The organism is Microbacterium sp. 69-7 (genome assembly GCF_001897985.1).
Classification (GTDB): Bacteria; Actinomycetota; Actinomycetes; order Actinomycetales; family Microbacteriaceae; genus Microbacterium; species Microbacterium laevaniformans.
In genome coordinates this window covers 1-11741 of record NZ_MKRU01000053.1, presented here as the reverse complement: position 1 = coordinate 11741, position 11741 = coordinate 1, and the positions used below count along the sequence as shown (strand labels likewise).

12 protein-coding genes and 1 pseudogene are annotated in these 11741 nt (G+C 67.6%); 8 read left to right on the top strand and 5 right to left on the bottom strand.

From position 1 onward, the window contains the following. From BGN98_RS04755 to BGN98_RS14805, 7 genes are all read left to right on the top strand, one after another. Positions 1-526, top strand: a 526-nt coding sequence (locus tag BGN98_RS04755) for a DDE-type integrase/transposase/recombinase (protein WP_288119912.1), incomplete at its 5' end; no start/stop codon positions are given. 123 nt (positions 527-649) lie between these two features. Continuing rightward, positions 650-1753, top strand: a complete 1104-nt coding sequence (locus BGN98_RS04750) for a TrbL/VirB6 family protein (RefSeq protein WP_231477296.1) — start codon at positions 650-652, stop codon at positions 1751-1753. Positions 1754-1759: 6 nt separating this feature from the next. Beyond that, entirely contained in the window at positions 1760-3226 is a 1467-nt protein-coding gene (locus BGN98_RS04745) for an SCO6880 family protein (protein ID WP_026529670.1), read from the top strand. A gap of 50 nt (positions 3227-3276) precedes the next feature. Beyond that, a complete protein-coding gene (locus BGN98_RS04740) occupies positions 3277-4071 on the top strand; it encodes a hypothetical protein (RefSeq protein ID WP_036291283.1) in 795 nt (264 codons plus the stop codon). A gap of 41 nt (positions 4072-4112) precedes the next feature. Next, the gene (locus tag BGN98_RS04735) at positions 4113-4580 is read left to right on the top strand and encodes a hypothetical protein (protein ID WP_026529672.1); all 468 of its coding nucleotides are present in this window, start codon (positions 4113-4115) and stop codon (positions 4578-4580) included. Continuing rightward, positions 4577-6058 carry a putative type IV secretion/conjugal transfer ATPase gene (locus BGN98_RS04730; protein WP_288119906.1) on the top strand — a complete coding sequence of 494 codons (1482 nt, stop codon included), beginning with the start codon at positions 4577-4579 and terminating at the stop codon, positions 6056-6058. The genes BGN98_RS04735 and BGN98_RS04730 overlap by 4 nt, the downstream gene beginning before the upstream one ends. Before the next feature lie 66 nt (positions 6059-6124). Beyond that, entirely contained in the window at positions 6125-6457 is a 333-nt protein-coding gene (locus tag BGN98_RS14805) for a DUF8608 domain-containing protein (protein ID WP_498043712.1), read from the top strand. Between the two features lie 67 nt (positions 6458-6524). On the opposite strand, the gene istB is transcribed toward BGN98_RS14805, so the two are convergent. From istB to cmtR, 4 genes and pseudogenes are all read right to left on the bottom strand, one after another. Beyond that, positions 6525-7313, bottom strand: a complete 789-nt coding sequence (gene istB / locus BGN98_RS04725; protein WP_288119904.1) for an IS21-like element helper ATPase IstB — start codon at positions 7311-7313, stop codon at positions 6525-6527. Further along, positions 7313-8513: pseudogene (gene istA, locus BGN98_RS04720) on the bottom strand (IS21 family transposase). The gene istB and the pseudogene istA overlap by 1 nt, the downstream one beginning before the upstream one ends. 548 nt (positions 8514-9061) lie before the next feature. Next, entirely contained in the window at positions 9062-9667 is a 606-nt protein-coding gene (locus tag BGN98_RS04715) for a cadmium resistance transporter (RefSeq protein WP_026529674.1), read from the bottom strand. After that, on the bottom strand, positions 9664-10020 hold the full coding sequence (cmtR, locus tag BGN98_RS04710) for a Cd(II)/Pb(II)-sensing metalloregulatory transcriptional regulator CmtR (RefSeq protein WP_026529675.1): 357 nt from the start codon (positions 10018-10020) through the stop codon (positions 9664-9666). Before cmtR ends, BGN98_RS04715 begins: the two co-directional genes overlap by 4 nt. 68 nt (positions 10021-10088) lie before the next feature. On the opposite strand from cmtR, the gene BGN98_RS04705 reads away from it, so the two are divergent. Then, complete coding sequence (locus BGN98_RS04705; protein ID WP_036290854.1) at positions 10089-10679, top strand: vitamin K epoxide reductase family protein; 591 nt, start codon at positions 10089-10091, stop codon at positions 10677-10679. Between the two features lie 100 nt (positions 10680-10779). Here the strand turns inward: BGN98_RS04705 and BGN98_RS04700 are convergent. After that, positions 10780-11741: IS3 family transposase (locus tag BGN98_RS04700; RefSeq protein ID WP_288119901.1), on the bottom strand; the 962-nt coding region annotated here is incomplete at its 5' end.

The following is an 11741-nucleotide window of genomic DNA, read 5'->3' as shown; positions in this document are numbered from 1 at the left end:
TGCTCCGTGTACTTCCGTGCCGGCATCGCTGCTCCTCGCCACCGGTGTTGCGACGATCGCTGGAATCCAAGCGAGGGAGGGCAAGCTCTACATCTGCGCGATCAAGGACGTCTGGTCGAACAAGATCGTCGGCTACTCCATCGACACCCGCATGAAGTCCTCCCTGGCACGTGCGGCGATGCGCAACGCGATCGCGTTGCGCTCACCTGACGGCACGATCTGCCACTCCGACCGGGGCGGTCAGTTCCGCGCGAAACGCACCCAGAACCTGCTCCGCAACAACGGCCTCGTCGGCTCCATGGGCAGGTCTTACGGGGCCGGAGACAACGCAAGCATGGAGAGCTTCTTCAGCCTGCTCCAGAAGAACGTGCTCAACACGACTCGGTGGGACACCCGCGCCGATCTTCGCCTCGCGATGGTCACCTGGATCGAGACGAAGTACAACCGCCGACGCCGTCAGCGCGGCCTCGGCAAACTCACCCCCATCGAGTTTGAGATGATCTACACAGACGCAGAAGCGGCCTGATCACCCCAACCCCCGACTGTCAACAAGACTCGGGGCAGACCCAGGTATTCGAAGAGGAGGAAGTAGGGCATTGCCAGTGTTCCGACTGCTCCGTACCGGGGATTGCCGAGCATCTTGCGGTGTTTGTGGAGGATCTTCTTCTGCCTGCAACTCATCACCGGGCTGATCCGCCGCGACCCGACCGCGCTGTCCAGAGCCGCGCTCGGCGCGGCGAAATCGGTGCTGGGCGCGTTCGTGGTCGTCACGCTGACCGCGCTCGCACTGGAAATCGTGGACCAGCTCAGCATCGGCATCATCCAGACGTCCGGCGAGACCACCGAGACGATGGGCGACAAGATCATCCTGCTCGCCGCCGGGCTCAGCGGCATCAACATCGCCGCGCCCGGCGTCGGCGCGATCGTCACGATCTTCCTGGCCGGGCTGATGATCGCCGCCGTCGCGATCGTCTGGTTCAGCCTGCTGATCCGCAAGGCGCTGCTGCTGGTCGGCGTGGTGCTGGCACCGATCGCGTTCGCCGGCGCGTCCTGGGACGCCACCAAAGGATGGATCGGGAAATGGGCGGCGTTCGTGATCGCCCTCATCATCAGCAAGCTCGTGCTCGTCGTCATCTTCTTGCTGGCGATCACGCAGATCGCCACCCCGATCGAGCTGGACATCGCCGCCGTCACCGAACCGATCACCGGCATCGTGCTCATGGGCATCGCGGCCTTCGCGCCCTACATGGTCTACCGCTTCGTGTCGTTCGTGGGCTTCGACCTGTACCAGCAGATGGGCACCGAGCAGGAGGCCAAGAACGCGCTCAACCGTCCCGTCCCGATCCCCTCCAAGCCCCAAGGCGGCGGCGAGCCCAAGAAGGTTCTCGAAGACCCCAATGACGGCGCGTCGGACGCAGGATCAGGTGGCACGCCTCCGCCGTCGCCCGCCCCGGCGCAGGCACCTGCCGCGGCCGGCGGTGAAACCGTGGGCGCCGAAGCCGGCGCCTCCGCCGCGGGCGCGGGACCGGCGGCAGCCGTCGTGGTCGGAGCGAAGGTCGCCAAGGATGCCGCCGAGGCCGGGCCGAAGGCCGGGCACGCGGTGGCCGGTCAGGCCGAGACCGCCGCCGACGCCGCAGGCGGGCAGAACGGCGGCACCCCGCCGCCGTCGCAGACGCCCCCGCCGTCCACGCCGCAGCCGAGGACGCCCACGGAGCCGTCCAACCCCACGGCATCGCCGTGGGGCAAGGAGTGACCACCCATGCCCACCACGGACCAGAAGACACCCGGTAGCGAGCTGACGCCGATGAAGTTCAGCCGACTCACCCGCCGAGGGGTGCTGCTCGGCCTCTCGGTCGCGCAGCTCATCACCCTCGGCATCGGCGGCCTGGCGCTGCTGGCCGCGTTCTACGGCGGCGCCGGGATGCTGCTGGTCTACACCGCCCCGGTCTGGCTGCTCGCGGTCGTGCTGACCTGGGTGCCCATCGCTGGGAGGCCGATGGTCGAATGGCTCCCTGTCGCGCTCTGGTGGCTGTGGCGCTCCACCGGCGGGCAACTGCTCTACCGGCGGCGGATCGTCAAGCCCCGCCCTGCCGGAAGTCTCGCGCTGCCCGGTGACATGGCCCGGCTTCGGGAGCACCTGGACCCCGAGACCGGGGCGTGCATGATCCACGACCCCCGCCAGGCAACCTTGACGGTCGTGACGGAAGTGACCCATCCGGCATTCATCCTGCTCGACCCCGGCGAGCAAGAGCGCCGCGTCACCTCCTGGGGGCGAGTGCTCGCCACGGTCTGCCGGTCCGGGCGGATCGCGACCCTGCAAGTGCTCGAACGAACCCTGCCCGACTCCGGTAGCGGGCTGGCCGAGTGGTGGGCCGAGCACGGCACCGACGACGGCTCCTGGGCCGCGACCACCTACCGCGAACTGATCGAGCGGGCCGGCCCCGCCGGGGAACGGCACGCCACCACGGTCAGCCTCTCCCTGGACATGAAGGTCGCCTCCCGGCAGATCAGGACCGCCGGCGGCGGCATCCGCGGCGCCGCCGCGGTGCTCCGGCAGGAGATGGCGACGCTGGTCGCCGCGCTGCGTTCGGCGGACTTGACCCCTTCGGGGTGGCTCGGCCCCGGTCAGGTCGCGGTCATCCTCCGCTCGGCGTATGACCCGGCCGTGGCCGCCACCTTGGAGCGCCACGGGCGGCTCGGGCAGGAGCTCGCCGCCGCCGGCCCGGTCGCGGTCACCGAGACCTGGGGCAACCTGCGCACCGACTCCGCCTGGCACACCGTGCTGTGGGTCTCGGAGTGGCCCCGCAGCCTCGTCTATCCGGGGTTCCTCGCGCCGGTGCTGCTCTCCACCGGCATCCAACGGGCTGTGTCGCTGATCTACACCCCGATGCGCTCGGACCAGGCGGCCCGCGACATCCGCAAGAAGAAGGTCGAACACATCTCCGATGCGGCCCAGCGCGCCCGAATCGGGCAGATCGAGGACGCCGCGCAGACCGCCGAATACCAAGACGTTCTCCAGCAGGAAGCCGACCTGACCGCCGGCCACGGGATTCTACGGGTCTCCGGGCTCATCTCCGTCTCCGCCCCCAGCGTCGACGAGCTGGAAGCCGCAGTCGCCGCGATCGAACAAGCCTCGATCCAAGCCTCCTGCGAGACCCGAAGGCTCGTCGGCCAGCAAGCCGTCGCGTTCACGGCGGCCGCGCTGCCGCTGTGCCGCACGGTGTGACCGGCGCGCTCACCTGGCAGGCATCCCACCCTCGTTGAAGGAGGCCCGTGATGCCGACATACACGAACCCGACCAGCGATGCCAGCGATGCCTACGAGGCGTTGCGCGGTCTGGCTCACGCCAGCCGTAGCTTCGAGGACCCGTCCGAGACCTACGTGGTGATCGGTGAGCTGTTGGGCGGGCTGCGATCGCTGCGGCAGGTGCTCGACCAGCTCGCCGCCCATCTGAGCCGGCAGCATCACGTCACCGACGAGTCCCGCGAGTACAGCGGCGGTGCGGCCGAGGCGCTGGCCGCAGCGGATGAGCTGCACCAGGCCGGCACGCTCATCGACCAGGCCGACGACCGCCTGAGCGCGGCCATGACCCACTCGGGCCGGATCGTGTGGAACCCGCAGGACCGGATGGTGGAGCGGTGGGTTGGCGTCGTGTTCCTCCAAGGCGAGGAAACCGACCGGGTGATCGACCTCATCGACGCCCACGGGGTCGAGGCGGGGATCGAGCATCTGTCGGCGTGGGACTACGGCGAGGAGACCACGAACGCCGCCTTGGAGAACGGCGACGTTCACGACACCGCCCCGGTCTATCCCGGTGACCGGCAGGCCGAGACCGGCGACTACGCGATGACCTACAACGCGATGGCCGGGCACGTCGCCCTGTACCGGCGGCACCTGATCCGTGCCGAGGACGCCATCGACAAAGAAGCAGGGGCGCACGTCCCGGCCCGCCGCCCGACGACAGGCCGTGAGCGAGAGACGGCCGGGCGGCGTAGCGCCGTCCGTGACGGGGGCTGGTTCGAGCATCCCGGCGTCGCCGCCGTCAAGCAGGCCCGCGGGCTGTCGCTCTGACATAGCCACCACGGAGACGTGCCGGCGCGCACCTGCCCGCCATGAACAGCGCAGACCCCACCGCTTCGATGTCCCGGCACGTCGGGACGCTCACCTTGACCGTCTGGCCGGACTCGCCGCTGGGCGAGCACCAGCGATATGCCTACCGCATCGAGGACACCGCGACCGGGCAGACGCTCGTCGGCCGGGACCTGTTCACCGGCGCCGGAGCGCCGGTCGCCCCGGACCGCGCGATGCGCGACCTCGCCGCCTTCCTGGCAGCGGCCGGCGACGCCCGCCAGTACGCCATCGACAACCCCGGCAGCAGGCCCGAGCATGAGTGCCTGTTTCCCGGATGGGTCGCGGAGGCCGCTCGCCAGAACGCGGACGCGCTGGCACCGCTCGGCATCGAGGGCCCGCCGCAGCCCAAGCCGGACATGCCACAGCAGCCTCGCCCGGCGCCGGACTCGTCATGGTTCGACCGTCCCGCCGGCGGTTGGGTCTCCGGGACGCGGGGGCGGTCGTTGTGAGCCGGGGCGAGAAGCTGCACACCGCTGTCCTCGTCACTGCCTCGGAGCGGCGCCGGCTGCGCAAGCAGCGGCGGCAAGCCGCCGCCCGCCTCGTCGCCGAGCAGCGTCACGTCGAGAAGGAAGCGGCCCAGGCCAAGGCCGCCGCCGAACGGGCTGAACGCCGTGCCACGGTCTACCTGCCCGCCGCCGGCGAGCCCGGCCCGGCCGCGCTGAGGACACCGGGCCGCTTCCGGGTGGCCCGGCATCAGGACACCAGCGCCGTGCTCGCCGGGCAGTACCCGTTCCTGGCCGAAGCCGGGCTCGGAGCCGCGGGAATCTTCATCGGCCAAGACCTCTACAGCGGCTCCTCGTTCGTGTACGACCCGTGGGAGTTGTACCGCAGGGGCATCATCACCGCGCCGAACCTGATCTTGGCGGGGATCGTCGGCTCCGGGAAATCGTCGCTCGCCAAGAGCCTCTACACCCGCAGTCTGCCCTTCGGGTACCGCGTCTATGTCCCCGGCGACCCCAAAGGCGAGCACTCCGGCGTCGCCGAAGCAGTCGGCGGGAAAGCGATCATCCTCGGGCACGGGATGGGCAACAGGCTCAACCCCTTGGATGAGGGCTACCGGCCCGGCGGCCTGTCCGACCAGGAGTGGGCCACCACCCTCGCCGCGCGACGCCGCGATCTGCTCGGAGCCTTGACGGAGACGGTGCTGGATCGGCGGTTGGCGCCGTTGGAGCACACCGCGATCGACACCGCCCTGGCCGGCGCGGTCCGCGACGCGGACGTGCCGATCCTGCCGATGGTGGTCGACCGGCTGCTGCGCCCCGACCCTGCCGACGACCCGGACGGCCGGCTCACCGAGGACGGCCGCCAGGTCGGCCACGCGCTGCGCCGCCTGGTGGCCGGGGACCTGGCCGGCCTGTTCGACGGGCCGAGCACCGTCAGGTTCGACCCGTCGCTGCCGATGGTCAGCCTCGATCTTTCGCGCGTCACCGAGAACAGCACGTTGATTTCGGTGCTGATGACCTGCTCGTCGGCATGGATGGAAGCCGCCCTGCTCGACCCCAACGGGGGCCGCAGATGGGTCGTCTACGACGAGGCATGGAGGCTCATGTCCCACCCGGCGCTCCTGCGCAGGATGGACGCCCACTGGCGTCTCGCCCGGCACTACGGGCTGGCCAATCTCTTGGTGTTCCACAAGCTCACCGACTTGGAGAACGTCGGCGATGCCGGATCGGCGAACCGGGCGCTGGCGAACAGCCTGCTGGCAAACGCGGAGACGAAGATCGTCTACCGGCAGGAGACCGATCAGCTCGGCCCCACCGCCGTCGCGCTCGGGCTGACCGGCACCGAACGCCGCCTGCTGCCCGGACTCGGCACCGGGCAAGGGCTCTGGCGGATCAAGGACCGGGCCTTCGTCGTGCAGCACCAACTCCACCCCGCCGAGCTCGCCGCGTTCGACACCACCGCCCGCATGACCGGCAAAGGCTAGAGCCGTCGCCCGCGATCGATTCCCATTCTACGCCTGTCCGCATAGCGTCCCGCTTACGCTGGAAGCATGGCTGTGGACCCCGCACTTTCCGAGCTCGCTCGCCCGATTGAGGACGGACAGCCGTGGCCGCGGCCTGCGTGCCCCAAGTGCCAGACCGGATACATCGGATTCTCAGCGCCCACCGAGGATGAAGGACACGATTCAGCTTCCGCGCGCAACCACCCTGCGTTCGAGCCGGAGTGGATTTCCGGCACGTTTGTCGTCCGCGGTCAGTGCGAGAATCCCGAGTGTCGACAGGCTGTGCACGGCACGGCGACTATCGCGTGGACTACTCCCACAGGTCGAACCGCGATGATTTCGAGTACCAAGGCATCGCCTATTCCTCGTACTACACTGTGATGTCGACGACGGTCGAAAATGAGGCCAATGCGACGGGCGAAAATGGGGCCACCTCGTTGTCGTTTGCTTAGTCTGCCGGATCCTGCGTTCTGATGCTGGGGAGGCTGTCGATGCCCCGCCCGCGGAGCCTGTAGCTGGCGCCTTTGAGGGTGAGGACATCGGCGTGGTGAACGATCCGGTCGATCATCGCGGCGGCGACGGCTTGGTCGCCGAAGACGCCTCCCCAGCCGGAGAACGGCAGGTTCGAGGTGAGGATCAGCGACGCGTGCTCGTAGCGTGAGGACACGAGCTGGAAGAACAGGTTCGCGGCGTCTTGCTCGAACGGGAGGTAGCCGACTTCGTCGACGATGATCAGCCCGTAACGCCGCAACCTCGCGAGCTCGCGGGGGAGGTTTCCTTGCCGGTGCGCATCGGTGAGGCGGGTGACCCAGTCCGTCGCGGTCGCGAACAGCACCCGGTGCCCGTGGCGGGCGGCGACGATCCCGAGCGCGGTCGCGAGGTGCGTCTTCCCGGTCCCGGGCGGGCCGAGCAGGACCACGTTCTGCGCCTCGAGGAGGAACCCTCCCGAGGCGAGTGCGGCGATCTGCTGCCGGATGGTGGGTTGCGCGTCCCAGTCGAAGTCCTCGAGCGTTTTCCGGGCGGGGAACCCCGCGGCCTTGATCCGCAGCTCCGCGCCGGAAGCGTTGCGGGCGCTCACTTCGCGTTCGAGGACGGCGGCGAGGTAGTCCTCGAACGACCAGCCCGCATCCCTCGCCTGGTCAGCCATGCGGGTGGCGGCCTCGGTGATCCGGGGTGCTTTCAGCGCGCCGGCGAGATAGGTGATCTGCTTCGCGGCGTCGGTCTGCTTGGTGACCATCAGGCGACTCCTTCGATCCCGAACGCCCGGTCGTAGTCCGCGAGATCGCGCCAGGTCATCAACCGGTGCGGGTCGTGGTGTCTGGAACTGCTGCCGCAACCGTTTCGCCGCCTCCAGATGCGCCGGGTCGGTGATCGTGGAACCGCGCGCCCAGACCCGGGCGTGATCGGCGACGAGCCGCCCATCCAAGCGCACCCGAACACGGTCGAGATCGGCGGCGATGTCAACGAACCGGCCTATCGCCGCCGGGTCGACGGAGTAATCGCTCGCGTCGAGGCGGACGTAGTAGTCCCGCCCGAGCCTCACTCGTTCTCGCCAGCCGAGCTGCAACGGGATCGGCGGCAGCGGCAGCATCCGTGAACGGTCGTGGACGATCAGATCGACCGGGCGAGCTTTGATCGTCCGCACCACCCTGGCGTTCGCTTTATCCAGCCAGCCCTGCAGCTGGGCGTTGAAGTCCGCCGACGAGGTGAACGTCCTCCCGGGCATGGACGAGGTCTCGAACCAGCCGTTGCGGCGCTCCACGATCCCCTTAGACTCCGGGTCGAACGGCTTCAGCTGCACGACCTTCGTCGCGAGAGTCCCCGCGAACGCGGCAACCCCCTGCGCGAGGCGGCCGCGCTGGCCGATGCCGGACTCGTTGTCCCAGATCAGCCGCCGCGGGACCGCGCCGAGCTGCTGAATCAGCTCCCACGACCCCAACAGCAGATCCTCCGTCTTCCTGGTCGGGAGCATCCGCGCCGTCACGAACCTCGAGTGCGCCGCGACGATCACCAACACCGGCAACAGCGCCGTCGTGCCGTCCTCGAGCGGAATCCTCCTGGGTGGGAACCACAGATCGCACTGCGCCGCATCACCCGCCGCCCACGACAGCCGATCCGCCGGATCCACGGGCCGATGCTCCGGCCGCAGCCGCTTCACGTTCTCCCGGAACCACGTGATCGACCCGCACCACTCGACGCGCTCCGCGATCACCGTCGCCGGCATAGACGGATGCTCCACGAGCAACGCCCGCACCCGCGCCTCGAACGGCGTGAACGACGTCTCCACCGGCGGCCGCTCATACTTCGGCGGCCGCTCGGACGCCAACGCTCTATCGACCGTGGACCTACCGATACGGAGCTGCCTCGCGACCTGCCGACGCGGAACCCCGTCCGCGACAAGCCGCCTGATCAACGCCCAATCTTCCACCGAGATCACCCACCCAATCTGCTCTGGGTGGCCTCGTTTTCGCCCGCCGTTTATGCGTCAGATTGGAGCGTCGCCGACATGTGACGCACCTGCATCCGCCGATGCTGATAATGCCGATCCCGAGATAGGCACCCGACGAAGTAAGAGAGGGTGTGCTGCGCGCTTCTCGCGTGCTTTTCGCTGATCCTGGTCTGGCCGCAACTGCGCTGCGTGCCACGGTGGAACGGTTCTTGACTTCAGAAGGAATCTCTGCAACTCGACCATCTGGGCAATTTCGGAACGCGCAGGCGGTGGATTCTACGAGGACGGCCACCGCTGCCCGGGTGAACCGGCGACGGTGGACCTCCTCGCTTCCGCTGCGGGACGGTTGGCCGCTGCGGAGTACACAGTCCCAGGCCAGGACTTTCGGGTCGACTTGCGGCGTTTCCCGGCACAACCAGAAGACGGGTTCGTGCTCATCCCCGCGTGACCAGGTCTCGCGGGGATGAGCACGAACCCCTGAAACCGAGGCGCAACCTGGCTTTGGAGACCCCAGTTCGCTTTGTCTTCTTCATGCGTCAGAGCCCGAATGCCCCGCCGCTGATCAGGATGAAGATGCCCAGGCCGATGAGAACGATTGGGAACAGGATGTGCTCCCAGCGTTCCAGGATTTCCGCGATCCGACGTCTGGTGGCGATGAATTTGGCCACGAACACCAGGACCGCAACGAGAGCGAGGAACACAACACAGTATGCGACCACGGCGGCAGGCCCCACACTGAGGAAAACTGGAACGTAAACACCGATGTTGTCCCCGCCGTTGGCGAAGGTGACTCCTGCCACGGCCCAGACAGCGACCTTCCTGCCTTCAATCTTGCCCTCATCATCGTCGTCATCGTCATGCCGCCGACGCCACGCCTGCCAGGCCGCCCATAGCCCCAATCCCAAGGGGATCAGGCCGAAGTATGGGATGACCTCAGGAGGCAGGAACGCTCCGGCGCCGAGGGCTACGAGTACGGCAGCGCCGAGAATACCTGCGAACCCCAGATACTGTCCAACTAGGATCCGAACCGTCGTGCCTCGCTGCCCTGCACCCCGGGCGAAGAACAGTGAGAGCACGATGATGTCGTCGATATTCGTGGCAAGGAACAGGCCGATCGCTTGCAGGATCGAGAGCAGGATCATATGTGCACCTCCGCCGTGCATTCCGAAACAGCGCAGGAAGGGTCGATGCAGGTCGCTTCGTGATCCACAGCCAAGGTCGTATCCAGCAGAGCGGTAAGCGCACGGGTGAGACGGGGGTCTGCGACCTCGTACCGCGTTCGGCGGCCCTGAGGTTCGGCCACGACGATGCCGCAGTCGCGAAGGCAGGTCAGGTGGTTAGAAACGTTGGACGGACTGAGATCCAGATCGCGGGCCAGTGCCGCAGGATAGATCGGGCCGTCAAGCAGGGTCATGAGAATGCGTGAACGTGTCGGGTCGGCCATTGCTCGGCCGAGCCGGTTCATCACGTCCAATCGATCGGTTATAGTCAGCACCCAATGAACATACACGCTTCGCTGTATGATTGCCAAAACCGTTCCTTCCATATCGCGATGGGTGAAAGTTGTCACAGTTCGGGCGTCGTGAATCCTTCTTCGGCTTGTTCCTCATGCTGAGTGGCATCATCGGGGTGACGGCATCGATGGCACTGTCCGTCGAGAAGATCGAAAAGCTGGCGAAACCCGACACGGACCTCAGTTGTGACTTTTCAGTGCTGGTGCAATGCTCCGCGAACCTCGACAGCGCTCAAGGGGCCGCCTTCGGAGTTCCCAATCCGTTCCTCGGGTTGGTCGGATTCGCGCTCGTGTTGTGCATTGGAGTCGCACTGTGGGCGGTACCTCACTTTGCCCGCTGGTTCTGGGTACTGTTCAATTTCGGTGTCGCGGGGGCGTTTGCGTTCGTGGTGTGGCTGATTGGGCAGAGCATCTATGTGCTCGGCACGCTCTGTCCCTGGTGTCTGGTTGTGTGGCTGACGACGCTCCCGCTGTTCTTCTTCGTGACGGCTCGGAACCTGCGTGAGGGCGTCTTTGGTCGCAGGGCAAGACGAGTCGGTGCGTTGTTGTGGCCGTGGATGACGCTCGTGACGGTCGCCGCATACCTAGTGGTCGCCGTGCTCGCTCAGCTCCGCCTGAATGTCCTGGCGAGCATCATTTAGCCCGAGGGACCCATATTCGGCAGAAGCTACTTCTCGCGGGTGGAGGTCGTCGTCGGTTTGGGGGCCTTGACCCCGGATCGTGGACACGGTGTCATTTCGGTTATGCCGCTTCCGTGAGGGTAGCTGATCTCGCGGCCGCGTAGGTGTTCTCGTAGCTGTTCGGGGTGAGCTGGCCGATCGCGGAGTGGCGTCGGCGCGTGTTGTATCGGTTCGTCCACCGGAACACGGCCCGGTAGGCGGTGGCTTGATCGGGGAACGCCGACGCGCCTTGGAGGAGCTCGCGTTTGAGCGCGGCGTTGAAGCTCTCGGCCAGCGAGTTGTCGGCGCTCGTGCCCACCGCGCCCATGGACTGGGTCACCTTGAGCTGCTCGCAGAGTGCTGCGTAGGCTTTCGACGCGTAGACCGAGCCGTGGTCGCTGTGGAACACTGCGCCGGCCAGCGATCCGCGGTCGCGGTGCGCGCCGCGGAGAGCGCCTTCGACGAGTTCGGTGCGCATGTGGTCGGCGACCTGCCAGCCGGCGAGCTTGCGCGACCCGAGGTCGATGCAGGTCGCCAGATACAGGTTGCTGCCGTCCGCGATGGGGAGGTAGGTGATATCGCCGACATACCTGCGGTTCGGTTCCCCGGTGCTGAAGTCCCGCCCGATCAGGTCGGGGAACTTCCGTCCGGACTGGTCCGGGATCGTGGTCTTCACCCGGCGGCGCAGTCGGATCCCCGCGAGCGCGTGTTCCCGCATCACCCGAGCGACCCGCTTATGATTCACCCGCCCGGCGGCGGGGACGCCGTCGTTGAGGTCGGCAGTGATCCTCGGTGCCCCGTAGGCGCGGTCACCACCCTGCGCGGGGTCCTGCAGCACCCGGATCCGTGCCGCCAACCGGGCGTCGTCCGCGGCTCGCGCGGCCCGTCCCGGGGCTGCGGCCAGCCACGCGTAGAACGAGGACCGGGCGATCTCGATGACCTCACACAACCGCTTCACGCCGTAGGCGTCCTTGTGGTCCTCGACGAACTGGAAGCGGTTCACCAGTTCGTCTCCGCAGCGAAATACTTCGCCGCCTGACGGAG